Annotated in this window: 22 protein-coding genes and 2 pseudogenes; 9 read left to right on the forward strand and 15 right to left on the reverse strand. The window is 63.2% G+C overall.

From position 1 onward, the window contains the following. Position 1 precedes the first annotated feature (1 nt). On the forward strand, positions 2-1,006 hold the full coding sequence (locus LBW87_RS14310; RefSeq protein WP_225202157.1) for an alpha-E domain-containing protein: 1,005 nt from the start codon (positions 2-4) through the stop codon (positions 1,004-1,006). A gap of 143 nt (positions 1,007-1,149) precedes the next feature. Then, positions 1,150-2,028 (forward strand): peptidase, encoded by an 879-nt coding sequence (locus tag LBW87_RS14315; RefSeq protein ID WP_225202158.1) that lies wholly within the window; start codon positions 1,150-1,152, stop codon positions 2,026-2,028. A gap of 96 nt (positions 2,029-2,124) precedes the next feature. Here LBW87_RS14315 and purM read toward each other — a convergent pair whose 3' ends face one another. Next, on the reverse strand, positions 2,125-3,168 hold the full coding sequence (purM, locus tag LBW87_RS14320) for a phosphoribosylformylglycinamidine cyclo-ligase (RefSeq protein WP_225202159.1): 1,044 nt from the start codon (positions 3,166-3,168) through the stop codon (positions 2,125-2,127). Positions 3,169-3,271: 103 nt separating this feature from the next. On the opposite strand from purM, the gene LBW87_RS14325 reads away from it, so the two are divergent. From LBW87_RS14325 to folK, 5 genes are read left to right on the forward strand one after another with little or no spacing between them, the layout of a single operon-like run. Then, positions 3,272-4,360, forward strand: coding sequence for an AI-2E family transporter (locus LBW87_RS14325; RefSeq protein ID WP_225202160.1), 1,089 nt, complete (start codon positions 3,272-3,274; stop codon positions 4,358-4,360). After that, positions 4,357-5,061 carry a DnaA regulatory inactivator Hda gene (gene hda / locus LBW87_RS14330; protein ID WP_225202161.1) on the forward strand — a complete coding sequence of 235 codons (705 nt, stop codon included), beginning with the start codon at positions 4,357-4,359 and terminating at the stop codon, positions 5,059-5,061. Before LBW87_RS14325 ends, hda begins: the two co-directional genes overlap by 4 nt. Next, positions 5,058-5,738: an HAD family hydrolase gene (locus LBW87_RS14335; protein ID WP_225202162.1), complete on the forward strand. Its 681-nt coding sequence runs from the start codon at positions 5,058-5,060 to the stop codon at positions 5,736-5,738. The genes hda and LBW87_RS14335 overlap by 4 nt, the downstream gene beginning before the upstream one ends. After that, entirely contained in the window at positions 5,735-7,291 is a 1,557-nt protein-coding gene (gene pcnB, locus LBW87_RS14340) for a polynucleotide adenylyltransferase PcnB (protein WP_225202163.1), read from the forward strand. Before LBW87_RS14335 ends, pcnB begins: the two co-directional genes overlap by 4 nt. Positions 7,292-7,298: 7 nt before the next feature. Then, entirely contained in the window at positions 7,299-7,775 is a 477-nt protein-coding gene (folK, locus tag LBW87_RS14345; RefSeq protein ID WP_225202164.1) for a 2-amino-4-hydroxy-6-hydroxymethyldihydropteridine diphosphokinase, read from the forward strand. A 1-nt stretch (position 7,776) separates the two neighbouring features. Here folK and LBW87_RS14350 read toward each other — a convergent pair whose 3' ends face one another. From LBW87_RS14350 to LBW87_RS14400, 11 genes and pseudogenes are all read right to left on the reverse strand, one after another. Further along, positions 7,777-9,036: an EAL domain-containing protein gene (locus tag LBW87_RS14350; protein WP_225202165.1), complete on the reverse strand. Its 1,260-nt coding sequence runs from the start codon at positions 9,034-9,036 to the stop codon at positions 7,777-7,779. Beyond that, entirely contained in the window at positions 9,014-10,126 is a 1,113-nt protein-coding gene (locus LBW87_RS14355; RefSeq protein WP_225202166.1) for a protein-glutamate methylesterase/protein-glutamine glutaminase, read from the reverse strand. The genes LBW87_RS14350 and LBW87_RS14355 overlap by 23 nt, the downstream gene beginning before the upstream one ends. Further along, on the reverse strand, positions 10,123-10,953 hold the full coding sequence (locus LBW87_RS14360) for a CheR family methyltransferase (protein WP_225202167.1): 831 nt from the start codon (positions 10,951-10,953) through the stop codon (positions 10,123-10,125). The genes LBW87_RS14355 and LBW87_RS14360 overlap by 4 nt, the downstream gene beginning before the upstream one ends. A 4-nt stretch (positions 10,954-10,957) precedes the next feature. After that, on the reverse strand, positions 10,958-11,527 hold the full coding sequence (locus tag LBW87_RS14365) for a chemotaxis protein CheW (protein ID WP_225202168.1): 570 nt from the start codon (positions 11,525-11,527) through the stop codon (positions 10,958-10,960). Between the two features lie 124 nt (positions 11,528-11,651). Beyond that, positions 11,652-12,683, reverse strand: a pseudogene (locus tag LBW87_RS23915) (methyl-accepting chemotaxis protein); the annotation flags it as partial. Between the two features lie 75 nt (positions 12,684-12,758). Next, positions 12,759-13,130 (reverse strand): annotated as a pseudogene (locus tag LBW87_RS24065) (MCP four helix bundle domain-containing protein); the annotation flags it as partial. A gap of 66 nt (positions 13,131-13,196) precedes the next feature. Further along, positions 13,197-14,978 carry a methyl-accepting chemotaxis protein gene (locus tag LBW87_RS14380; protein WP_225202169.1) on the reverse strand — a complete coding sequence of 594 codons (1,782 nt, stop codon included), beginning with the start codon at positions 14,976-14,978 and terminating at the stop codon, positions 13,197-13,199. A 23-nt stretch (positions 14,979-15,001) separates the two neighbouring features. Further along, complete coding sequence (locus LBW87_RS14385; RefSeq protein ID WP_225202170.1) at positions 15,002-17,239, reverse strand: chemotaxis protein CheA; 2,238 nt, start codon at positions 17,237-17,239, stop codon at positions 15,002-15,004. Beyond that, positions 17,236-17,568, reverse strand: coding sequence for a lipid asymmetry maintenance protein MlaB (locus LBW87_RS14390; protein ID WP_225202171.1), 333 nt, complete (start codon positions 17,566-17,568; stop codon positions 17,236-17,238). The genes LBW87_RS14385 and LBW87_RS14390 overlap by 4 nt, the downstream gene beginning before the upstream one ends. 17 nt (positions 17,569-17,585) lie before the next feature. Beyond that, a complete protein-coding gene (locus LBW87_RS14395) occupies positions 17,586-17,954 on the reverse strand; it encodes a response regulator (RefSeq protein ID WP_225202172.1) in 369 nt (122 codons plus the stop codon). Positions 17,955-17,965: 11 nt separating this feature from the next. Beyond that, the gene (locus LBW87_RS14400; RefSeq protein WP_225202173.1) at positions 17,966-18,997 is read right to left on the reverse strand and encodes a chemotaxis protein; all 1,032 of its coding nucleotides are present in this window, start codon (positions 18,995-18,997) and stop codon (positions 17,966-17,968) included. Positions 18,998-19,360: 363 nt separating this feature from the next. On the opposite strand from LBW87_RS14400, the gene LBW87_RS14405 reads away from it, so the two are divergent. Then, complete coding sequence (locus tag LBW87_RS14405) at positions 19,361-20,002, forward strand: deoxynucleoside kinase (RefSeq protein WP_225202174.1); 642 nt, start codon at positions 19,361-19,363, stop codon at positions 20,000-20,002. A 3-nt stretch (positions 20,003-20,005) separates the two neighbouring features. Beyond that, a complete protein-coding gene (panB, locus tag LBW87_RS14410) occupies positions 20,006-20,836 on the forward strand; it encodes a 3-methyl-2-oxobutanoate hydroxymethyltransferase (protein ID WP_225202175.1) in 831 nt (276 codons plus the stop codon). 45 nt (positions 20,837-20,881) lie between these two features. Here panB and LBW87_RS14415 read toward each other — a convergent pair whose 3' ends face one another. The 3 genes from LBW87_RS14415 to dnaJ all read right to left on the reverse strand — a co-directional run bounded on the left by LBW87_RS14415 (position 20,882) and on the right by dnaJ (position 25,735). Continuing rightward, the gene (locus tag LBW87_RS14415; RefSeq protein ID WP_225202176.1) at positions 20,882-23,368 is read right to left on the reverse strand and encodes a hypothetical protein; all 2,487 of its coding nucleotides are present in this window, start codon (positions 23,366-23,368) and stop codon (positions 20,882-20,884) included. 239 nt (positions 23,369-23,607) lie between these two features. Then, entirely contained in the window at positions 23,608-24,285 is a 678-nt protein-coding gene (gene can, locus LBW87_RS14420) for a carbonate dehydratase (protein ID WP_225202177.1), read from the reverse strand. Positions 24,286-24,604: 319 nt separating this feature from the next. Beyond that, positions 24,605-25,735, reverse strand: a complete 1,131-nt coding sequence (dnaJ, locus tag LBW87_RS14425; RefSeq protein ID WP_225202178.1) for a molecular chaperone DnaJ — start codon at positions 25,733-25,735, stop codon at positions 24,605-24,607. Positions 25,736-25,940: the final 205 nt, after the last annotated feature.

Raw genomic sequence — 25,940 nt, forward strand, 5'->3', positions numbered from 1 at the left:
CATGTTGAGCCGTACCGCCGATCACCTGTTCTGGATGGCGCGCTACACCGAGCGCGCCGAAAATACCGCCCGCATGCTCGACGTGCATGTACAGACCGCGCTGCTGCCGCAATCGACCGACGACGCCGAACAGGGCTGGCGCGCCGTGCTGGGCATCTCCGAACTGCTGCACGGCTATGACCAGAAGTACAAGCAGGTCACGCAAAAGGATGTGATCGACTTCATGGTGCGCGACCCCGACAACCCGTCGTCGATTGCCGCCTGCCTGCGCCAGGCGCGTGAGAACGCGCGTGCCGTGCGTGGCGCCCTGACCACCGAAGCGTGGGAAATCCAGAACGCCACCTGGATCAAGATGCAGTCGTACCTGCAGACCAATGCGCTGGAGCAGAATCCCAGTGATTTCTTCGAATGGGTCAAGCACCGTTCGCACCTCTCGCGTGGCGTCACCATCGGCACCATGTTGAAGGATGAGGCGTTTCACTTCATCCGCCTGGGCACCTTCCTTGAGCGGGCCGACAACACCGCCCGCATCATCGACGTCAAGTTCCACGGCGCCAAGGAAGGCCAGAGCCAAAGCCAGAGTCAAAGCCAGGGAGGGCAGTCGCAATCCCAATCGCAGGGCAGCGATGATGACAGCGCCCAGATCGACTTCTACTACTGGGCGGCGATCCTGCGTTCGGTGTCGGGCTTCGAGATCTATCGCAAGGTGTATCGCGATGTCATCACGCCCGAGCGGGTCGCTGAATTGCTGATCTTGCGCGCCGACATGCCAAGATCGCTGCTGGGTTGCATGGGCCAGGTGCTGTCGAACCTGAAGAATGTGCATAACGACGTGTCGGCCGATACCGAGCGTTTCGCCGGCAAGCTGCATGCCGACCTGCAATTCGCCCGCATCGAAGAAGTGCTCGACGCCGGCCTGCACGATTACCTGACGGTGTTTCTCGAACGCATCTTCGAGCTGGGCAATCGGATCAGCCGCGATTTTCTTGTTCCTTTGGCAGCATGAAAATTTGCCTATTCAGGCAACGCACCTAAGAAAATTCAAAATTGTGCCGTTAGTGTAGATACTCGGCGACAGAAACACCCGGGCGCGCTTTTGCGCGAACGGGGTTCCTGTAAAATTCGCGTTTTACATTAGCAGATCACATCATGACCTATTGCGTTGCCATGCGCCTGAACAGCGGCCTGGTATTCCTGTCCGATTCTCGAACCAATGCGGGCGTCGATCACATCGGCACTTTCCGCAAGATGAGTGTTTACGAGAATCCAGGCGATCGCGTGATGATCCTGATGACCGCCGGCAACCTGTCGATCTCGCAATCCATCAGGCAACTGTTGAGTGATCGCACCAATACCGACGGCCGCAGCATCTGGACCGCCACGTCGATGTACGAAGCGGCGCAGATCCTGGGCGATGCCATCCGCGCAGTGCACGACCGCGAAGCGGGCGAACTCAACAAGTTCGGCATCGACTTCAACGTCAGCATCATCTTCGGTGGCCAGATCAAGGGCGAGCGCTGCCGCCTGTTCCAGATGTACTCGGCCGGCAACTTCATCGAATCGCACGACGAAAACACTTATTTCCAGATCGGCGAAGCCAAATACGGCAAGCCCATCATCGACCGCGTGGTCACGCCGCAGACTACCCTCGACGAAGCCGCCAAGTGCGCGCTGATCTCGATGGACTCGACGCTGAAGTCCAATATCTCGGTCGGCCTGCCGCTCGACCTGCTGGTCTACAACACCGACGAGCTGGCGGTGACGCGTTTTGTCACCATCGATGAGCAGAACCAGTATTTCCAGATGATTCGCCGCAGCTGGGGTGCGCAATTGAAGCGCGTGTTCGAGGCTATCGACGACCCGGTCTGGGATGCCGCCCCCGAGGCCACGCTCAATGTACTGTCGTCTTCGTCCGAGCACAGCGAACCGGTACGCGTGCCGCCGCCCCATGGCGTCGCCCGCGAAGCGCAGGCGGTGCCGCGCCAGACTCTGGCGCAGCAGGACGGCGATTCCGAACAGGCTACCTGAGCCTATTTTCCTTTTGGCAATAAAAAATGGCTGCAATTGCTTGCAGCCATTTTCTTTGGTGCGGCCCGTTCAGGGTCGGGCCGCGGCCATCCGAACTTACTTCACGATGGTCTGCGCTTCGCCTTCGGCGCGGGCGCGGATCTGGCCGATGCGGAACACGGTCTCGCCGGCGGCCTTCAGCTGCGCTTCGGCAGCGTCGGCGTTTTCCTTCGAGACGATCACGGTCATGCCGATGCCGCAGTTGAAGACGCGGTGCATCTCGGCGTCAGCCACGCCGCCATGCTGTTGCAGCCAGGTAAAGAGCGGCGGCATGGTCCAGGACTTGGCGTCCAGTTCGGCGGTCAGGTGATCGCGCAGCACGCGGGGAATGTTCTCGACCAGGCCGCCACCGGTGATGTGGACCATGCCCTTGACTTCCAGTGTCTCCATCAGCGCCAGCAGCGGCTTGACGTAGATGCGGGTCGGCGCCAGCAGCACATCGGCCAGCTTGCGGCCGTGGAAATCGGCATTCAGGTCAGGCTTGGCGACGTCCAGGATCTTGCGCACCAGCGAATAACCGTTGGAGTGTGCGCCCGAGGACGCCAGGCCCAGGATCACGTCGCCCGGCACGATCTTGCTGCCATCGATGATCTTCGATTTCTCGACCGCGCCGACGGCAAAGCCGGCCAGGTCGTATTCGCCGTCGGGGTACATGCTCGGCATTTCGGCGGTTTCGCCACCGATCAGCGCGCAACCGGCCTGTTCGCAGCCAGCCGCGATGCCCTTGATGACATCGGTGGCCGATGGCACGTCCAGCTTGCCGCAGGCAAAGTAATCGAGGAAGAACAGCGGCTCGGCGCCCTGCACCAGGATGTCGTTGACGCTCATGGCCACCAGGTCGATACCGACCGTATCGTGACGATTCAGGTGGAAGGCCAGCTTCAGCTTGGTGCCGACGCCGTCGGTGCCCGACACCAGGACCGGCTCCTTGAATTTCTTGCTGATCTCGAACAGGGCGCCGAAACCACCAATGCCGCCCAGCACGCCTTCGCGGCTCGTGCGCTTGGCAAACGGCTTGATTGCCTCGACCAGGGCGTCGCCGGCATCGATGTCGACGCCAGCGTCACGGTAGGAAAGGGACACATTGGTAGATGAAGTCATGATGATATTGCCACTGAAGACGGTAAAATAGGGAAATTCAAGGGCTTCTAGCCCCTGCCAGACCGTGATTTTAACAAAACCGACACCCTCAAACCCCGATTCCATGCCTTTTTCTTTGTCTGACGAGCAAAAACAAAATCTGGTGTGGCTGATCGTCGGGTTCTTGCTACTCGCCCTGCTCGTGGCGCTAGGCCCCATGCTGTCGCCTTTCGTGGCCGCCGGCATCATCGGCTACGCCCTCAATCCAGGGGTCGACTGGATCGCTCGCAAGCGCATCGGACCGTTGCGGATTCCCCGCTTTGTCGCCGTCTCCATCATGGTGCTGTTGCTGGCGCTGGCGATGCTGGCGCTGGTGCTGATCGTGGTGCCGCTGGTGCTGCGCCAGATTCCCCAATTGCAGGCGCAGATTCCGCCGCTGCTGGACCAGCTCAACGCCTTCGTCTCGCCGCGCCTGCATCAACTGGGCATCGAGGTACGCCTCGACATGGCCGGCATCAAGGCGCTCCTGACCCAGCAGATCAGCACCAGCAGCGACGAGATGTGGGCGTCGGTGCTGGCGTCGCTGCGGGTCGGCGGCACCGCCCTGCTGGCCGGCCTGGCCAACCTGCTGTTCGTGCCGATGGTGCTGTTCTACCTGCTGCAGGACTGGCACCCCTTCCTCAAGCGCATGCAGACGATGATCCCGCGCCGCTGGGCCGGACGGGTCAACCTGATGGCCACCGAGGTCGACGACCTGCTGGGACAATACCTGCGGGGACAATTGCTGGTCATGCTGGTTCTGGCGATCTATTATTCAGCAGCATTGAGCGCGGCCGGCTTCGACAGCGCGCTGCCGGTGGGCGTACTGACCGGGATATTGGTATTCATCCCCTATGTGGGTTTCGGACTGGGCCTGGTGCTGGCGATCCTGGCGGCGGTGCTGCAGTTCGACGGCGTCTACGGGCTGCTGTGGGTCGCCCTGATCTATGGCGCCGGCCAGGTGCTGGAAAGCTTTATCCTGACCCCGAAACTGGTCGGCGAACGCATCGGGCTGCACCCGCTGGTGGTCATTTTTGCCTTGTTGGCATTTGGCCAATTGTTCGGGTTCGTCGGCGTCTTGCTGGCGCTGCCGGCGTCGGCGATTCTCTCGGTGCTGGCCCTGCATGTGCGCCGCGAATACCTTGCCAGTAATTTCTATAACCGTCAGCCATGAAACAGATTCCGCTCGATCTCAGCGCGGACCGCCCGCAAAGCTTCGAGACCATCATCGCCGGTCGCAACCAGGAGCTGCTGCAACGACTGCAACAGTTGCTGGTCGGGCCGGACCGCGCCAGTCACATCGTCAGTGCCAGCACCGACCGTTTTCTCTACCTGTGGGCTGAAAGCGGCGTGGGCAAGAGCAGCCTGCTGCAGGCCATCGCCCGCGAAGTCGGCGAGCACGCCCGGCTCATCGGCGCGACCGCTCCCGAACAGGATTTCGACTACACGCCGCAGGTGTCGCATTACCTCATCGACGATGTCGACCAGTTGCCCGACGAAACGCAGGTCGCCGCCTTCAACCTGTTCAACCAGATTCGCGAACAGGGCGGCTGGCTGATCTCGACCGGCAAGCTGCCCCCGACCCGCCTCGAAATGCGCGAGGATCTGCGCACCCGGCTGGGCTGGGGCCTGATCTACCAGGTGCACGACCTGTCGGACGACGAAAAGATCGCCGCGCTGTTGCATGCGGCGCTGGCACGTGGCATGGAAGTGCCGCTGGGCGTGCTGCAGTACATGCTGACCCATTACCGGCGCGACATGCCATCCTTGTCGCGCATGCTCGATGCGCTCGACCGCTACTCGCTGGCGACCAAGCGCGCCATCACGCTGCCCCTGCTGCGTGAGCTGATACAACAGGAATCCGAACAACAATGAACCTCGCCTTATTCGATCTCGATCACACCCTGCTTCCACTCGACTCCGACCATGAATGGGGCGAGTTCCTGGCCCGCACCGGCGCAGTCGAAGCCGACAGCTTCCGCCAGGCCAACGACGCCTGGTTCGCGCACTACCAGGCCGGCACCCTCGATCCGTACAAGTACCTCGAATTCGCGTTCGGCATCCTGTCCAGGTTTCCGCGCACGCAACTCGACGAGATGCATCGCCAGTTCATGGCTGAAGTGGTGCAACCGGCGATCCTGCCGCAAGCCGTGGCGCTGGTGCAGAAGCACCTGGCCGATGGCGACCTGGTGGCCATCGTCACCGCCACCAACCATTTCGTGACCAAGCCGATTGCCGAGCAATTCGGCAAGGTTCACCTGATTGCCGCCATGCCCGAGCTGGACCAGGCCGGCAACCTCACCGGCAAGCTGCTGGGCACGCCGACCTTCGGCCCCGGCAAGATCACCCACACCGAAGCCTGGCTCGATCAACTGGGGCATGACCTGTCCAAGTTCGAGCGCAGCTACTTCTACAGCGATTCGCAGAACGATATCCCGTTGCTCGAACGCGTCACCCACCCGGTCGCCACCAACCCCAATGCCAAGCTGCTGGCACACGCCCAGGCGCGCGGCTGGCCGGTGCTGGATCTCTTCGACGGCCACGCCCAATGATCAAAAAACTGATTCGCTCGATCATCGGCCGCGGCCGCGCCAAGGTCGAGGCGCCGGTGGTGTCTTCTACCGAGCCGCAGATCCTCGGCCCCAAGCTGCATGGCATCGACCCGCAGCTGGTGTCGCCCAACGCCGTGCGCGTGACGCAAACCCTGCAAGAGGCGGGCTTCAAGGCCTTCATCGTCGGTGGCGCGGTGCGCGACCTGCTGTTGTCGATCAAGCCCAAGGACTTCGACGTGGCCACCAACGCCACCCCGGAGCAGGTCAAGCAACTGTTCCGGCGCGCCTTCATCATCGGTCGCCGGTTCCAGATCGTGCACGTGATGTTTGGCCAGGAGCTGATTGAGGTCACCACCTTCCGTGGCGCCTCGGCCGATGCCTCGCCCAAGGACGAGCATGGCCGCGTGCTGCGTGACAACACCTTCGGCGAACAGCACGAAGATGCGGTGCGGCGCGACTTCACCATCAACGCCATGTACTACGACCCGGCCGCCCAGACCGTGCTCGACTACCACGGCGGCATCGCCGACATCCGCGCCAAGACGCTGCGCATCATCGGCGAACCCGAGGCCCGCTATCGCGAAGACCCGGTGCGCATGCTGCGCGTGGTGCGCTTCGCGGCCAAGCTCAAGTTCAACATCGACCCGGCCAGCAGCCAGCCGATCCGGGTGATGGCGCCGTTGATCGACAACGTGCCGGCGGCACGCGTGTTCGACGAAATGCTCAAGCTGCTCATGAGCGGTCACGCCCTGGCCTGCCTGCAGCAGTTGCGCAAGGAAGGCCTGCATCACGGCTTGCTGCCCCTGCTCGACGTGGTGCTGGAACAACCGCTGGGCGAGAAGTTCGTCACCCTGGCGCTGGCCAATACCGACGAACGGGTGCGCCAGGGCAAGCCGGTGTCACCCGGCTTCCTGTTCGCCTCGCTGCTGTGGCACCAGGTGCTCGAGAAGTGGCGCGCCTACCAGGCCGCTGGCGAATACCCGATCCCGGCGCTGCACCTGGCCGCTGACGACGTGCTCGAAGCGCAGACCGACAAGCTGGCGCTGCAACGCAAGATCGCTTCCGACATGCGCGACATCTGGGCCATGCAGCCGCGCTTCGAACGGCGCACCGGCAAGGCGCCGTACAAGCTGCTGGAACACCTGCGCCTGCGCGCCGGGTACGACTTCCTGCTGCTGCGTTGCGAGTCGGGCGAACTCGATACCGAACTGTCGCAGTGGTGGACCGACTTCATGAATGGCGGCGGCGCCGAGCGCGAAGAACTGCTGGCGCGCAAGCCGGCCGATGGCGCATCGAGCGCCGGCGCGCCCAAGAAACGCAAGCGTCGCGGTGGCCGCGGCCGCTCGCGCGCCGATGGTGAAACCGGTGCGCCGGATGGCGGCCACGAGCACGGCGAAAGCGAGGCACGCGCCGAACCTGCCGCTGCTGCCCCCGCCACCGCCCCCGCTCAGGATGACGTCGCTGCCGCCCCACGCGCCCCACGCAGCCGGACCCGCACGCGGCGTCGCAAGCCCGCCGGCGATGCCGGCCCGGGACCGTCCGATCAGGATTGAACGGTCGATGTCGGTGACGGCCTATATCGGCATTGGCGCCAACCTGGGCGATGCCCGTGCCAGCGTCGAGCAGGCGATTGCGCAACTGGCATCAGTTGCCGGTTGTCGCCTGCTGGATCAGTCTTCGTTGTACCGCACCGCGCCGGTCGATGCCGGTGGCGACGACTACGTCAATGCGGTGGCCGCGGTGGCCACCGACCTGACGCCGCAGGCCTTGCTGCATGCGCTGCAAGAGATCGAACGGCAGCATGGCCGCCAGCGCTCTTATCGCAACGCCCCTCGCACGCTCGACATGGACCTGCTGCTGCATGGCGAGCAACGCCTCGACAGCGCCGAGCTGACGCTGCCCCACCCGCGCATGACGCAACGCGCCTTCGTCCTGGTTCCCCTGCTTGAAATTGCGCCGGCCATCGTCATCCCCGGCCATGGCGCCGCACAGTCTTGCCTGTCGGGCGTGGCCGACCAGGCCATCGCCAGGCTCTGAATCACTCGGGGCGCGCGATGCCGTCGTCGCCCTCCACCCGCAATTCGGGCAGGCGGCGGTGATGGCCTTTCAGCCAGATCGGCAATTCATTGGCCGGCATCGGCTTGGCGATCAGATAGCCCTGGCCGATATTGCAACCGGAACTCTGTAGCAGTCGCCAGTCCTCGATGGTCTCGATACCTTCGGCCACGGTCACCAGTTCCAGCCGTTGCGCCATGTCCAGCGCCGACTGCAGGATCACCCGCAGGTTCTTGCGCCGATGCGCCCCATGCACGAATGATCGATCGATCTTGAGTTCGGTAAAGGGAATCCGCGCCAGTTGCTGCATCGACGAAAAACCCGTGCCGTAGTCATCGATCGACAAGCCGAAGCCCTTCAGCCGCAGCCGCGCCAGCATGCCCAGCGAGTTGCCCTTGTTGGCCACCACCGATCCTTCCGTGATCTCCAGCACCAGCCGATCGGCCGCCAGCGAGTGGCGCCCCAGCAGGTCGAGGATGCGCTGCATGAAATCGGGTTGCTCCAGCGACAGCGGCGACAGGTTCACCGCCACCTTGATCGGCAGGCCGCGACTGTGCCAGACGGCCGCCTGCTGCATCGCCTGATCCATCATGGCGATGGTCAGGTCATGGATCAGGCCGCAAGCCTCGGCCAGCGGGATGAAATGGTCCGGCGGGATCACGCCACGCTCGGGATGGATCCAGCGCGCCAGCGCCTCCACGCCCTTCAGGATGCCGGTCTGCACATCGACCTTGGGCTGATAGAAGGGCACGATCTGGCGCTCGGCGATCGCCAGGGCAAGATCATCTTCGCAGATCGCGGGTCCCGGGTCGGCCCGTTTCTGGCTGACGTTGCCGCCCGGCTTGAAGGCGTGCAGCGCCGACATGAGCTTTTCGCTGCTCAGCGGTTTTTGCAACGCGCCCAGCACATTCATGCCCAGCGCCTGAATCATGGTCTCGACCGACTGCAGCAACGAGGCTTCACGACTGGAGGCCACGATCAGCGGCATCTCCACGCCCTTCTGCTGCAACTGCTGGATCAGTTCGATACCATCCATGCCCGGCATCTCCAGATCGATCACCGCCAGGCCCGGCGGCAACTTGAGCAGCGCCAGCAATTCAAGCGCCTCGTTGCCATTGCCGGCCTCGTAGATGACCTCCACCCCCAGCTCCTGCAACAGGCGCACCGTGTGCTGGCGCTGCGGCGCGCTGTCGTCGACCACCAGCGCCGACTCGATCTGCTTACTCTGGTTTGCGGTAGGCATAGTCTTCAATCAATGCAGAAATGTTTGCAAGGGAGATGACGCCACCGACGCCACCCAACTGGATTGCTTCCTTCGGCATGCCGAAGACGACGCTGCTGCGTTCGTCCTGTGCATAGGTGGCAGCGCCGCGCTCGGACATCTCCTTGAGTCCGCGCGCACCGTCGTCGCCCATGCCGGTCATGATGATGCCTACCGCATTGCTACCAGCCGATTTCGCCACCGAGCGAAACAGCACGTCGACCGATGGCTTGTGCCGGCTCACCAATGGTCCATTAACCACCTCGACGTAGTACTGCACGCCATCCCGGCGCACCATCAGATGCATGCCGCCCGGTGCAATCAGGACCCGTCCCGGCAGGACCAGGTCCATGTGCTGTGCTTCCCTGACCTCGACTGCCGATATCTGATCCAGCCGCTCGGCGAAGCTGCGGGTAAAGCGTTGCGGCATATGCTGCACCACCACCACCCCGGGACAACGCGGCGTCAGTCCCGCCAGGACTGCCTCCAGCGCCTGCGGCCCGCCGGTCGATGCGCCGATGGCGACGATATGCTCGGTTGCTGGATGAAACGCATCGGTCGCCCCCGGCGCAGCCAGCACCACGTCGGCCGTGTGGCGCTGCAGGTTGTTAGTGACCGTTGCGGGCATCGGCCATGCCGGCAACTCGCTGCTTGCCAAGGCACCAGTACGCGCCAGCCGGGCCGACGCCGCCGCGCGGATCGCATTGGCCAGGTCATCGCAAGCGTCATGCAGGAAATCTCGTACCCCCAGCGCCGGCTTGGTGATGATGCTGACCGCACCGGCCGCCAGCGCCTCCATGGTGACCGCCGCGCCGCCCTCGGTGAGGGTGGAGCAGATGATCACCGGCGTCGGCCGGATCGCCATGATCTGCTTCAGGAAAGTGATGCCATCCATGCGTGGCATCTGGATGTCGAGCACGATCACGTCCGGCCACTGCTGGCGCATCTTGCGCATGGCAAAGATCGGATCCGAGGCAGTCGCGATGACTTCGATGTCGCTGCTCCCGGCCAACAGTTCCTGCATCAACTGGCGCACCACCGACGAATCGTCGACCACCAGCACGCCGATCATGACGGCTTCCTGTAGACCGACGGCGAATGCATCTCGATCGGCAGCTGCATGCCGTGCAGCGACTCGGAGTGTCCCACCACCAGATAACCGCCCGGCCGCAATCGGGCGATCACATCGCTCACCACCTTGAGCTTGGTCTCGAAATCGAAATAAATGATCACATTGCGCAGGAACACCAGATCGAACTGGCCATCGTCGGTGGCGGCCAGGTCCGTCAGGTTGCGCTGATCGAATTCGACCGCGCTGCGCAACGCGCGCTCGATCAGGAAATGCCCTTCGTACTCGCCGGTGCCACGCAGGCAATAGCGCTTCAGCAACGGCGCCGGAATATTCTGCCCGCGCATCATCGGATACAACGCACGGCGCGCAAAGCTGAGCACCCGCAGGCTGATATCGGAACCGAACACCGACCAGCCGCCGCGCGGCCGATGCTGATCCAGCAACATGGCCAGCGTATAGGCTTCTTCGCCGGTGGAGCTGGCCGCGCTCCATACCCGCAGCTGCGGGCGCTTGCCCCAGGCCGGCAACAGTTCGCGCACGACAAAATCGAAATGGGCCTGCTCGCGGAAAAAATAAGTCTCGTTGGTGGTGATCAGGTCAATCGCCCGCTGCCGCTCGACGCCGTTGGCGTCGCCAGCGATCAGCGCGTGGTAGTCGGATAAGCGCACCAGCCCCAGCTCGTGCATGCGCGCCCCCAGGCGACTCTGCAGCAAGGCCTTCTTCGAGACCGGCAGATGCAGGCCGATGTGACGCTTGAACAATTGCTGGAACAGCAGCATCTCGCGATCGCTGACATCCTGCATGAGCGTCATCGGCGCTGGCGTCATGGCATCATCCGCCATTGAGTTCCGACCGATCCTCACCGGCCAGGATCCCGTCGGCACTCATGCCAAGCAAACTCGACAACTCATCCACCGACAGCACTTCCCTGACATCCAGCACCACCACGAAGCGTTCGTTGATCCGGATCATGCCCTCGATGAAACTGGCGCGAATGCCGGCGCCAAAGGAGGGTCGCGGCTCGACGCTGGTGGCATCCAGGGTCAGCACCGCGCTTACCGCATCGACCATGACCCCGAGCAGCAGTGGCTGGTCGTCCTGCTCCAGCTCCATGATGATGATGCAGGTGCGCTTGGCAAACACCGTCGGCGCGCGCCCGAAGCGTACCGACAGGTCGATCACCGGCACCACCGCCCCGCGCAGGTTGATGACCCCGCGCAGGAAACTGGGCATCAGCGGAATCTCGGTCAGGCCGCCGAATTCGATGATTTCGCGAATCCGGTCGATGGGCATGGCAAAGCTTTCGCTGCCCACCATGAAGGTGAGGAACTGGCGGCTTTCCACCACCACTTCCGGTTGCCTGTTCCTGGCGAAGGCCCCATTGAGCGTCACACTGGGCATTGCTTTCTCCTGTTGCCGATCTGGCTGTATTGGTTGAACCTGACGGCGCTCATGCCGCCCCTAGCGCCGCGGCCCTGGCGCTGGCCAGCTCTCGCTGGTAGAGCACTTCCGAGCGCGCTCCCTGCAGCGAGAAATAGCCCATCAGCTCGCGCAGGTTGAGCGCTTGCGAACTCATCTCTTCGGAGGTGGCCGACAGTTCTTCGGAGGCGGCCGCGTTGAGTTGGGCCGCCGCCGATATCTGGGTGATCGCGGTATTGATCTGCAGCAGCCCGGAATTCTGCTCGCGCGCCGAGAACGAGATATCGTCGACCAGGTCGGCGGTGCGCTGGATCGACGGCAGCACGCCATCGATCAGCTCACCGGCCCGCTCGGCCAGCTCGGTGCTGCGCCGGGCCACCTCGACGATCTCCTGGGCCGCCGCCTGCGAGCGCTCGGCCAGCTTGCGCACTTCGCCGGCGACCACGCCAAAGCCGCGTCCGTGTTCGCCGGCGCGGGCCGCCTCGATCGAGGCATTCAGTGCCAGCAGGTTGGTCTGGTAGGCGATGTCGTCGATCACGCCGATCTGGCCGGCGATGGCGCGCAGCGCATCTATCGTGTCGCGCACCACCTGCACGCTTTCGCTGGCCATGCGAGCCGAGTCGCCGGCGATCGCATTGGTCTTGTTGGCATTGTCGGTGTTGTGCAGCACGGTGGCGGTCATCTCTTCGACCACGCTGCCGGTCTCTTCGGCGTCCGACGCCTGGCGCGACGAGTTATCGCTCAGTTGCATGGCCGCAGCCGCCAGCTGGCTGGCACCGTTGGCCAACATGGTGGTGGCCTGGTTGACGTCGCCCAGCACACCGCCCAGGCGCTCGGTCATCTGCTGGGCGCTGTGCAGCATGCTGCCATGCCCCCAGCGCGATACCTTGAAACGCACCGTCATGTCCCCCTCGGCGGCGCGGCGCAGGCTCATCATCGCCTCGCGCGGATCGCCACCGATCTGGCGCGCAAACAGGAAGCGCACATACAGCCCCATGGCCAGTGCGATCAGCGCCGCCATCGACGTGACCACCGCCAGCTCGATGATATTGCGGCGCTGCAGATCGTCGGCGAGCTGCTTGTTGCTGGTGGCCTGGCGCACGTTTTCCTCGGTCAGCAATTGCAGCTGGTTGCGCATGCGCTCGGCATGCAACTCGATCTCGGCGCTGTCCTGGGGAATACCGCGCAACACCGTCGTGCGCGCCTCAGAGAGCACCCGCTGGTAGTCGGCCAGGATGCGATCGGCCTGGCGCTGCAGATCGGCCTCCAGCTGCGACAGGACGGTGGTGCCCTGGTACGCCACGTAGGATGCCACCATCTCCTGCAACTGGCGCTCCACCATGGCGGCATTGCGGCTGCGTTCGGCCGCCTCCTGGGATTTCTGCAACAGCATCATGCTCAGGAAAGCCTCCTGGGCGAACTTGCGCGTGTCGTTGAGGTAGACGATGGTCTTGAGGTTGGAGCGGTAGATATCCTGCAGCAGATTGTTGACCTTGTACAGGTTGTATGCGGCCTGGGTGCCGACGCCCAATGTGATCACGGCGCCCAGCAAGAAAAACAGCGTCAGTTTGTTCGACAGCTTCATATCCCACCCCCGGTTCAGTCCGACACCCCCGTGCCCGACCCTTGCTGTACCACTATCCTGCCGAATTCAAAAGCGCTTGAAGGACGATTCGTCGACCGGCTGGTCCGCGTTGTCCAGCATCGACAGCCGCCGCGCCCGCGCATGCGGACTGATCACCGTCGGCTCGTTGACGGCCGCGCTCGGTCGCAACGAAGCCCCGCGTGACTCCCCTACCCTGAAAAAGCGCATCAGGTCCTGCAGATGGATCGCCTGGGCGCTCATCTCTTCGGACGTCGACGACAACTCTTCCGACGCCGACGCGGTCATCTGCGTCGTCTGCGCCATCTGGTGCACGGCATTGTTGATCTGTTCCAAACCGGCCGATTGTTCCTGGGACGCGGCGGCGATTTCCTGCACCAGGTCGGCCGTCTTGCGGATCGAGGGCACCATCTGGTTCAACAGCCCGCCGGCCTTCTCGGCCAACCCCACGCTCTGCTCTGCCACGGCGATGATTTCCTGCGCCGCCACCTGCGAGCGTTCGGCCAGCTTGCGCACTTCGGCCGCCACCACCGCAAACCCCTTGCCATGCTCCCCGGCGCGCGCGGCTTCGATGGCCGCGTTGAGCGCCAGCAGATTGGTCTGGTAGGCGATATCGTCGATGATACCGATCTTGCCGGCAATCTGCTTCATCGCCACCACCGTTTCCCGTACGGCATCACCGCCGTCACTGGCGGCGCGCGCCGACAGGCTGGCGATATTGTCGGTGGTGCGGGCGTTCTCGGCATTCTGGGCGATGGTGGCGGTGATCTGCTCGACCGAGGCGCTGGTTTCCTCGACATTGGACGCCTGCTGCGACGCATTGTGCGACAACGCCTGCGACGACGACGATATCTGCTCCGAAGCCGACGCCAGCGAAGTGGCGGTGCCGCCGACATCGCCGATGACATCGGTCCATTTGTTGATCACCTGCTGGGTGCTGTAGAGCACGCTGACCTTGTCCCGGGCCGACAGGGGCACATTGACGGTGAGGTCGCCCTCGGCCACCCGGCGCAGCACCGCCATGGCATCACGCGGCTCGCCGCCGATCTGCGAGCGAATCGTGTAATACGCAAACCACAGGCACAGGAACAGCACCAGCACCGACGCCGCCAGCAGCCAGAATATCTTCAACTGCAATTGACCATACTGCTGCTGGGCATGCAGCACCTTGGCCTGGGTACGCTCGTCCACCAGCCGCAGGAAATCGTTGATCGGACTCATCGCGCGACCAAACAGGTTGCGATAGTTCTGGTCGAACACCAGCTCCTGCGCCATCGCCTGGTTCGGTGCGCCGACCACGGTGAACTTGCCCTCGCCATCGTCGAACTCGCCCTTGACCGCATGGAAGGCCGTGATGTCGACCTTGGACAGCTGATCGGCGACCTGCAGCGCGTCGCGCATCTTGGCCAGTTCCTGCTCGGTGAAACCGGACTGCTTGATCAGCTCGGCCAGCGGCACCGGGCGTGCATCCTTGCCGTCGACGATCTTGCGGGCGATGACCAGGTCCCAGTTGAAGCGATCGTAGTTCTGGGGCCGCGCGCGCTTGCCGTTGCGGATGTCGACGATCATGGCGTAGCGCTCTTCGTCATTGGGATCGCCCGTGGTCACATAGGCCCGGGCGAACTTGGTCATGTCCTCGGTGGTACGTCGCAACTCGTTGGCCAGGGTGGCCGAGTAATAACGCGACTCATGCGCATGCTCCAGCGCCAGGTTGGCCTCGCGCAGCGCGCCGGTGAGGCTGATGACCACCGCCACCAGCAGCGACAGGACCAGCGCCAGCCAGATGAAAAGCTGCTTGATGCTCATCCTTTGGGTCAATGTTTTCTTCATCTTGCGTCCCTATCTGGGGTCGTTCACGATTCGGACATGCTGCTGCGTTCCAGCTGGGGCGCATGTGCCATCTGATGCTGATCATGCTGCTGCGTGTAGTGGATCAGGTGCGGCACATCCAGTATCAGCGCCACCCGGCCGTCACCCAGGATAGTCGAGCCCGACAATCCCTTGACCTTGCCGAACAGCATGCCGAGCGGCTTGATCACGGCCTGGCACTCGCCCAGCAGTCCATCGACCAGAAGGCCCGCGCGCTGCTGGCCGTACTGCACGATCACCAGGCTCTTGCGGCCGCGGCCCTGGTCGGCCAGGTCGAACAGCTCCCGCAGCGGGACATAGGGCAACGCCTCGTCGCGCACCGAGACGATATGGTGATCGCCATCGTGCTGCGGCATGTCGATGCATTCGACCACCATGTCCAGCGGCACCACGAAGACGGCATTGCCGACCACCACCTGGAAGCCCGAGATGATCGCCAGCGTCAGTGGCAGGCGCACCCGCACCACGGTGCCCACCCCGGCCTGGGTATCGATATCGATCTCGCCGCGCAAGGCATCGATGTTGCGTCTTACTACATCCATTCCCACGCCGCGCCCGGACAACGCCGTGACCTGCCGCGCGGTGGAAAAACCGGGTTCGAAGATGAAGCGGAAGATCTCGGCGTCCGACAGATCGGCGTCGGCCGTGGTCAGCCCCCGGCTCACTGCGGTGGCCAGGATGCGATCGCGATCCATGCCGCGACCATCGTCCATCACCTCGATGACCACGCTGCCCGACTCGTGCGAGGCGTTGAGCTGCAACGTGGCCTTGGCCGGCTTGCCGCTGGCCACGCGCTGCGCCGCCGTCTCGATGCCGTGATCGATGGCGTTGCGCACGATGTGCATCAACGGCTCGGCGATGCGTTCCACCATCGACTTGTCGAGTTCGGTGTCGGCGCCGGTCATGACCAGTTCGATGTCCTTGTCGAGGTCGTGCGCCAGATCGCGCACCACGCGCGGAAAACGCTGGAATACCTCGTTGATCTGCACCATGCGCAGGGTCAGCGCGGCATCGCGAATCTGTTCCATCAGGTCGTGGATGGACTGGGTCGCCTCTTCGAACTGGCTATCCTTGCGACGCCGTGCGATCAGGCGCGCACCGGCGCCGGCGATCACCAGTTCGCCCACCAGGTCGATCAGTTGATCCAGCTTGGCGACCTCGATCTTGATGAATTTCTGCTCCTGCGCGCGGCGCTCTTCCAGCAGCCTGGGACGCCCGCCGCCGGCGGTCGCGCTGCGGCCATCGGACGACCTGGGCAATGGCACGACCGGATCGATCTCGGCCGCCGACACCACCAGGTCACCCAGTTCGTCACGCGGCACGGCACCCAGGCCATCGAGCTCGTCGGCGCTCAAGGCGCCATGCACGTGCCAGGCCTGCACCAGCGCCAGCGCGCTGGGCTGGGCCAGCCGCTGCAGCACCGCGCCATAGGCCGACAGCGCGCTATGCGGAGCAATGATCTCGATGCGGCTGTCGTCGCGCACGAATTCGAACACGTTCTCGAGCGTCTGCTGGCTCGAGTCCGAGATCAGGCAGATCTCGAAACCGAGATAGCAGGTCTCCGGGTCCATCTGCGCCACCGGCGGCAGGTCATCGTGCACCGTGACAATCGCCACGATACGCCCCAGCGTGCGCAGGTAATGCAGGAAAGACACGGGATCGAGGCCGTCGCGCATGACGTTCTGATTGAACTGCAGCGACAGGTGCCAATAAGGATTGGACGCGGCAGCGCCTGGCGAACCGGCGGTGGCAGCAACAGCAGCAGGTCTTGCGATCGATGACGGCGCGGCCGGATTGGCACCTGGCGCGACGGCCGCTGCGGCGTCGCCAGGCATGCTCAGCAACAGGTTCAGCGACGCTTCGAGTTCAGTGCGACGCGGCAGGTCGGGCTCGCTGTCTTCCTCGCGTCGCTCGATGGCGTCGACCAATTCACCGATGTAGTCACCGCACCTGAGCAGCAATGACATCAGGCGCGGGTCGAGCGCCAGTTGTTCATTTCGGACGCGGTCGAGCACGCTCTCGACCAGATGCGTGAACTGGACGATGCTGTCGAAGGCGAACAGGCCAGCCGATCCCTTGATGGTATGGGCGGCACGAAAGATGGCATTGATGGCATCGCGCGACGGGCCATCCAGCTCGATCTGGAGCAGGGCCGATTCCATCGCCACCAGCAGTTCGCGCGCTTCCTGCACCACCGCGTCGCGTGCCGAATCCTTCTTCATGCGTCCCCCTTCGCGCCGGATGTCGGCGGCGCCGCGAAAAACAGCGAATGCAATTGCAGCAGGTCGAATACCGCCAGCACGGCCGGACTGTAGGCCACCACATCAACCGCGCGTTGCAGCGCTGCCGCTTCCCGCCGCAGCAGCAACAGCAGCTGCACCCCGGCGGTATCGATCTCGTCCACTCCGGACAGGTCCAGCGCCAGCGTCCCCTCGCTGCGCGCCAGGATGTGCAACAGTTCAGGCTTGCGCTCGGCCGCCTGGAAAATCGTGAAGCCACCGTTGAACGTCAACAGCGACCGGTCTTGCTGGAAGGAATGCTTCAATGGCATCGAACAGTATCCATCATTCAGGGCAGCACCAGTTTGGCGACCGCTTCAAGCAACACCGTCGGCTGGAACGGCTTGTGGACCCAGGCCCGGATGCCGGCCGCCTTGCCCTCCTGCTTGAGCGCTTCGCCGCTTTCGGTGGTGAGCATGATCACCGGCGTAAAACGATAAGCCGTCATCTGCTTCATTTCGCGCACGAAGCTGAGGCCGTCCAGATTAGGCATGTTGAGATCCGAAATGACCAGATTGAACTTGCGTCCATCCAGTCTGGCGAGCGCATCCCGGCCATCACTGGCCTCGACCACGTTATAGCCGGCCGCCTTGAGGGCGATCGAGATGGTCTGGCGCAGGCTGAATGAATCGTCGACGATCAAAATGCTCTTTTCCATGCGTGGCTCCATCAGAAGAAGTCGACCTGCGACTGCAGCGTCGGTCGGGCCCCGCCGCCGGCGTGCACCTGGCGTTGCTCGGGGGTGGTATAGGTCTTCTCGAGTTCGGCCAGCCATTGCTGCGGCGACGGCAGCGCGGCCGCAGGCGCACTGTCTTGCAGGCGCACGATGTCGCCCTGCAACTGCGCGAGTATCTGGCTGATGCGATCCTGGAATTGCAGGTTGACCAGGATGTCGCTCACTTCCTGGTCGACCGCCCGGTTTTCCGCTGCCATCTGGTCCACCGTATTGGCCAGGGTGGTGGCCGCCTGGCCAAACCCGGCCAGCACCCGGTCGATTGCCGCATGTGAATGCTCGACGATGCCGTCGGCGCCATCCGGCAGGTCCGCAGCGGCCATCACCGCCGCCTGGATCTGCTGGCGGGCGGCCTTGGTGCGCAGCACGATCTGGCGGCTGTTGGCGGCCGCCCGTTCGGCCAGCTCCTGCCAGCTTTGCTGGCTGCTGAGCAGGTCGCTCACGCCGGTCTGCCCGGCCAGTTGTTCGTTCTGCAACGCCAACTGACGAATTTCGTCATTGGCCGCCGCCAGGCCTTCGAGCTTGCCCTGGAGCGACTGACGGGACGCCAGTACGCTCTCGAGCGCCTTGGCCAGCACCCCCAGCTGCTCGCCAGCGCCTTGCAGCAACTGCTGCAGCTCGGCGCTGCGGGCGTCCTGTGACAATTGCCGGCTGCGGCCGAGGCGTTCGTTGATGCCGGCAAAACGGGTGGTGAGCGTATCGATCGCGCTCTGGGTCTGGGTCCGCGCCAGTTCGACGTGCCCGCGCCACACCGGCAGCACCTGATGCAACAGGGCAGCCAGGCCGTCAGGAGCGTCCTTCGGCGAGTCCTCCTTTGCCTGCGCCGGCGCCGGCAGGCAGGTGAGGTAAAAGGCGCCGCCGATGAACAGACCAACCAGCGCGCCCAGCCACCAGCGACCGGCCAGCATCATGAAGAGCAGCAGGTTGAGCACACATAACACCGGCAAGACATGACGTAGCGATTTCAATCCCTGATCCTTCCTGTTGTCTTTGTTTTATCCCTCTGTGGCGGGGTCTGGATTCCTCCGCGGCACTATTGGTGCCACTGGCGTGTCTATCTCCGGTCGCAAACGCGGGCGAGGCAGACCCATCAATGGGCTAACCCATTTTGCAGTGTCACCGGGCCTCGCTTTCTTTCGAATAAAGGGCCATTTACTACCGAATTGTCAGGGACACCACATTATTTCAAACTAAAAATTGCCAAAATAACCACATAAATTCTCTTTAATCAACGAACTAGCGCTCGACAACACGCTACGGCGGCAGCGGAAAAATAAATTACAATGCCGCACCCGCCGGTACCCGATCTCCGAACTTCAAACAGGACATCCATGGAACTGGACAGCTATCGTTATATCGCCATTGAAGGCCCCATCGGGGTCGGCAAGACTTCGCTCGCGCAACGCCTGTCGACCCTGTTCGGGGCGCATGCCCTGCTGGAGCAACCCGAGGCCAACCCGTTTCTGGCCGAGTTCTACCGCGACGCCCCGCGTTTTGCGTTCCAGACGCAGACCTGCTTCCTGTTGCAGCGCCTGCAGCAGTTGCAGGCGCCGCTGGACGAGGCACTGCTGGATCAGCGTTTCGTGGCCGACTTCATGCTCGAGAAGAACATGCTGTTCTCGCAGTTGACCCTGCCCGAAGCCGAGTTGCTGCTCTACCAGCAATTGCATGCGCAGTTGCGGGCGCAGGTGCGGGTGCCGGACCTGGTGCTGTATCTACAGGCGCCGGTGGAGGTATTGCAGGGTCGCATCGCGCAACGCGCCATCGACATGGAACAGGCGATTTCGGCGGAGTACCTGCAAAGCCTGTCGGAGGGCTACAGCAACTTTTTCTATCACTATGAAGAGGCGCCGGTGCTGACCATCAACACCGAGCACCTGGACCCGGCGCACAAGGACGCCGACCTCCAGACGCTGCTGCTGCACATCGAAGCGATGCGCGGCAAGCGTGCCTTTCTTAATCAGGGAGTTTGAACGATGGCAGGTTATCTTCAGCAATCCGGTTCGGCCGCGCGCAGCAAGCCGGTCACGACACATACGCTGCAGGCGATGCGCAACAAGGGCGAAAAAATCTCGATGCTGACCTGCTATGACGCCAGCTTCGCCACCCTGATGGATCGCGCCGGCGTGGACACGGTATTGATCGGAGATTCGCTGGGCATGGTCTGCCAGGGCCATGGCTCGACCCTGCCGGTGACGCTGGCCGACATTGCCTATCACACGGCCAGCGTAGTGCGCGGCGCCGGCGCGATGCTGGTCATCGCCGACCTGCCATTCGGCACCTACGCCACGCGCGAGGATGCTTTCCGCAATGCGGCCGTGCTGATGCAGGCGGGCGCCCAGATGGTCAAGCTCGAAGGCGGCGCCTGGCTGGCCGACACGGTCAGGTTCCTGACCGAGCGCGGCATCCCGGTGTGTGCGCACATCGGCCTGACGCCGCAATCGGTACATCAGCTGGGCGGGTTCAAGGTTCAAGGCAAGACCAGCGACGGCGCCACCCAGCTGCAGGCCGATGGCCTGGCGCTACAGCAGGCCGGCGCTTCGCTGATCGTGATCGAGGCAGTGCCGGCCGCCCTCGGCCGGGAAGTCACCGAGCGCCTGGCGATCCCCACCATCGGCATCGGCGCCGGTCCCGACTGTTCGGGCCAGGTGCTGGTGATGCATGACATGCTGGGCGTTTTTCCAGGCCACAAGAGTCGCTTCGTGCGCAACTTCATGGAAGGCGCCAGCGGTATCGATGCGGCGCTGGCGGCCTATGTGGCGGCGGTGCAGGATGGTTCATTCCCAGCCCCGGAACATTGTTTCTGAGAGGCCGCCAGAGACCCGGCGCAGCGCGGCCGGCGCGCAACGCCGTCAGTGAGCAGCATCGTCCGCCAGGGGGCGTTGCGCCAGCGGCACCAGATGCGGGTAATCACCGCGCCCCAACAGCTTGACGAAGGGGCTGGCTATCTTCAGCGACCACTCGGCTGCGATCTTGTCGAGCGCGTTCAGGGTCCGGTGGTCAAACTCGTCCGGGGTGATCGGCGCGGTATTGCCCCGGGCTGCCTCGTCGATGCATTTTTCCTTGATCTTCTTGATAGCGCCTCTCTTGGATGCCTCGTGGCTATCCATCGCAACGACGCGGACGATGTTCTCCATGCCTGGCATGAGCGGCTCAAGCGCAAAGTCGATCAATTCCTGCGGCACCACGAACCCCATCAGCTTCGCGCTCGACGCCAGCGGCGCCAGCAGGAAGGCGATGTTGCCGGCACCGTTACCGGTCTGCATCATCAGTTGATTCATGGCTTCCTTGCTGCAGAACTCGGTGACTGCGGCATGATCCTGCATATCGAGATCCGCTGGCGCTTGCAGCGTCTCATCGTGAAGTCGCATTTTCACCGCCAGGGCAAGGTCGGCATGCAACATGCCGAAACCGATTGCCGGCGAAATAGAGGTGCCCATGATGGCGCCGGCGCCGAGCAGCGCCAGGACTGCGGGGTTGGACGATAACGCGCCGGCCGCGGAATAGATCGTGGTCATGCCGATGCTGACCGCCGAACCGGTGAGGAACGATTGCATCTGGGTCTCGGTGATGGAGGCCAGTGGCCCGACCGGTTTTTCAAAACCCATCGCCGCGGCCATCGCGGCCAACTTGCTATCTGGCTGGGCCGCGCCCGCGCCCAGCAGGACCAGATGCGACAGCATGGTCGTCATGCTGGCGCCGGCACGACCGAAGGTCTTTTCGTAAAGATCGGCGATGCCGCCCACTTCGATTCCCTTGACGGTCATTGCCTGCGACCTCAGCTCGGCCATGCATCCCATGCCGTTGTCGCCCAGATCGGCGCCGCCCAGGAAACTTTCGGTCACCACCGATTTCAATACGCCGTCCGGCATCATGTTCTTGATGCCTTCCATCAGCATGCCCGCGCCGGCGTAGGGGGCGACGTCCTTGGCCGTTTCCGAGGCCGAACCGCCCTCGAGGAAGGTGTTCATCAACTCGGCCGCCACCAGCTTGCGGTGCAGACACATCGCCGCCGCATTGTCAGGGTTGCGCAGCGCCTGCGACACCTCAGCTGCAAATTCGGGATTGCGCGTCGAGAAGGCCGCGACGATGTTGGCGTCATCCAGAATATCGAGCACATCGCGATGCACGTGGTCTTCCTTGCCGCAGATGACATATTTGAGTGCCAGCAGCATCGGCACCTGCTCGATATCGACCATGGTGTGCCCGGTGGCAGCGCCATGCAGCAGGGGCGTCGCTTCCACATCCGCCTTGCGGGGATCCCTGGCGGCGAAGGGTTGATCGACAATCAGTCGTGCACGCAGATGCGCCTCGGTGGTTTCGCTGAAGTGTTCGCGCATGGCGCACTCCCGCAGCAGCAGTGGCGTGTTGACAGGCGCCTTGCCGGTATCGACTCCCGCCACCTTCAATAAATTTTCCAGCAGGACCTGATCCTCCGTGGTCACCACTTCCGGGCTCTTGTTGATGAACCCGTAACGGACTGCCTCGGTGGTTTCAACCGGCTTGCCCTGCGCGATCCAGTTGCCGACCGTCCGGGCATCGATCTCTTCATTGTTACTCGGGTTTTCCTTGATACGGGTCGATACCCGGCCGAAGATCCCGCCTGATGCTTCCAGCCTGGCCGTCGCCGCCTTCAAGGCTTGCGTGATGTCCTGATCCGACTCGCCCGGTTTGCGGGCCTTCACTATCTGATGGAACATGTCGTCAATCGCATCCATCGTCACCGCCACGCTCGGACTGCTGGCGGCCAGATGCCCCAGTGCCGCGACGCCTTTGCTCCGGCAGGCATGTTCGATGACCTCGGCCAGGTCGGGATGGTACGAGAAGAGCGTGACCAGCTTCATCTCCAGCTTGAGCTGCTCGATAAGCTCGCCGTACTGGGCGCTTGCAGCGGACGCGTTGGTCGAAGGCCCTTGTTTTTCCATCAATCTGGCAGCCAGTTGGCGCACCTTGCCGCTGGCATTTTCCTTGCCCGGGAAGAGCCTGAAATTGGTCGCCTCGCTGGTCTTCTCCATCAGGTTTGCGAACCCTGTCCTGACCGGATTGCGCTTGATCAATGCGCCGGAGCCGTCCTCCTCTTGCGCCTCGCGACGCAGGGTCGCTTCCAGGGCGACGAATTCGGATCCGAGCTCATGCGCGGCTTGTTGCATGGCCCGCGCGGTGTTGGTCAGCTTGGATTGAGCGCTGCCGGCAAGCTGCATGCGGGCGGGCGTATCTGCGCCCCGTTTCTGGCGTTGATCGACGGTCAATGCCGTGACCTGCGCCGGGAGAGCAGCTGTTGGCGCAGGGATGTTGATGCCTTCTGTAGAGATATAGGCGCGTGGACCGATTGTCGTCATTCTGGTTTTTCTTCACATGATCACGCCTGGGGAGAATCCTCATGATCGCGGGCAAAGTGCTGGCGGGATCCATTCATCTCAGGCTGGGTGGGCGGGGGTAAATCTAACGAAAATAAGTGACGAATCCTTCATCCCCGGTTCCATCGGCAACCAGTCACATGCGCAACGAAAACGGCCCGGTCGAAAGATCGACCGGGCCGTTCGCACTGCTCGTTGCGCTCAGGCGCAACGTCATCCCGTCAAGGTGCCGCGTCGGCGTAGCGCGCCAGGCTTTGCGTGAGATGGCGCTGGCAATCGTCGGCGCTGCCGATGGCTTCGGTCAGGTTGCGCAGCAGGCCGTCATGCACGCCATAGACCAGGCCGTAGATGCTCAGCTCCTGGCCGCGTTCCCAGGCGTCAGTGACGATGGTGGTGCGGCAGATATTGGCCATCTGTTCCAGCACGTTGAGTTCGCACAGGCGATCATGCTGTTCGCTGTGGCTCATGCCGTCGTGGAAGCAGTGCACGTGCTTTTCGTGCACATCCTGCACGTGCTGCAACCAGTTGTCGGCCAGGCCGACACGGCGCTTGGTGAGCGCGGCCGAGACGCCGGCGCAGCCGTAATGGCCGCAGATGATCACGTGCTTGACCTTCAGCACGTCCACGGCGAACTGCAATACCGACAGGCAGTTCAGGTCGGTATGCACCACCACGTTGGCGATGTTGCGGTGGACGAACAATTCGCCCGGCAACAAACCCAGCAGGTCATTGGCCGGTACGCGGTTGTCGGAGCAACCGATCCACATGTATTCGGGCGAGCGCTGGGCGCCCAGTTTCTTGAAGAAATCCGGGTCGCGTGCGGTGATTTCGGAGGCCCAGCGGCGGTTTCCCTTGAGCAGCTGTTCCTGGATCATGTCTTGTGGGCTTGGTGTTGTCATGGTCGGCAAGATCTGGTTGGTCGCGCGCATCGATACGCCGCATGCTCAGGCAGGCGGCGCTCAGGCGCGCTGGTTGGATGAGCGAAAGACGAGCTGCTTGCGGCCATGCATCGTTGCGATGCACATGTTGCCGGTGTCGCGCGCGCTCTGTGGCGGCCCCTGCGCGACGCTGCTATCAGGAGAAGTTCTCCAGGTCTTCCGGTTGCCACGGTGCATCATCGCCATCCTGGATGGCGGCGTCACCGCGACTGCATTGTATAGAAAATACGATGCAAAAACCGGCCGGCCACAGGGCCGACCGGTTCGGTCACGACAGGCGTTACTCGAAGAATTCCTTGACCTTGTCCTTCCAGGTCTTGGTCTGCGGGCTGTGCTTGGCGCCGCCTTCGGTAGTCAGTTGCTCGAACTCGCGCATCAGGTCCTTCTGGCGCTCGGTGAGCTTGACCGGGGTCTCGACCACGACGCGGCAGAACAGGTCGCCAGGCACCTTGGAGTGCACGTTCTTGACGCCCTTGCCGCGCAGGCGGAAGGTCTTGCCCGACTGGGTGCCTTCAGGGATGGCGAATGCCGCCTTGCCGTTCAGCGTCGGCGCTTCGATCTCGCCGCCGAGCGCGGCCTTGGCGAACGAAATCGGCATTTCGCAGCTCAGGTCGTCGCCTTCGCGATGGAACACGTCGTGCTGCTTGATGTGAATCTCGACATACAGGTCGCCAGACGGTCCGCCGTTGACGCCCGGCTCGCCGTTGCCGCCCGAGCGAATGCGCATGCCGTCATCGATACCGGCCGGGATATTCACTTCCAGGGTCTTGTTGCGCTTGATGCGACCGGCGCCGGCGCACGTCGGGCATGGCTCGGGAATCACCTTGCCGCTGCCGTGGCACTTGGGGCAGGTCTGCTGGATGCTGAAGAAACCCTGCTGCATGCGCACCTGGCCGTGACCGCCGCAGGTGCCGCACGTGGTAGGCGTGGTGCCTGGCTTGGCGCCATTGCCGTGGCAGGTGCCGCACTCATCCCAGGACGGTACCCGGATGGTGGTATCAAAACCGTGCGCCGCCTGCTCCAGCGTGATCTCGAGGTTGTAGCGCAGATCGGCGCCGCGATACACCTGCGGTCCCGCGCTACGGCCGCGACCGCCGCCGCCGCCACCGAAGATATCGCCGAAGATGTCGCCAAAGGCATCGGCAAAGCCGCCGGCGCCCGCGCCCGCACCGCCACCCATATTGGGATCGACGCCCGCATGGCCGTAGCGGTCATAGGCTTCGCGCTTCTGCGGATCGGACAGCATCTCGTAGGCTTCCTTGACCTCCTTGAACTTCTCTTCGGCGCCCTTGCTGTCGGGGTTGCGGTCAGGGTGATACTTCATCGCAAGCTTGCGATAAGTCTTCTTGATTTCTTCATCGGTGGCGTTCTTGGCCAGTCCGAGAATCTCGTAAAAATCGCGTTTTGCCATATTTGCAACTCGTCTCTAAAGGCCGAAACCAACATACGGAAAAAGCCAAGTGCAGCGTGGGTCGCTGAACCTGGCGTGGCCGCCAGTGCTTTTGCGTGCACTGGGTAATACGCACTTCAAAAATCGGCCCGGGTTGCAAAACCAGCCGCTTGTCACAGCTGGTTTCACACCCGGGCACATGCCGTCCGTTGTTGGCGTCAGGCTG

The sequence above is a fragment of the Herbaspirillum sp. alder98 genome (assembly GCF_020179755.1).
Classification (GTDB): Bacteria; Pseudomonadota; Gammaproteobacteria; order Burkholderiales; family Burkholderiaceae_D; genus Herbaspirillum.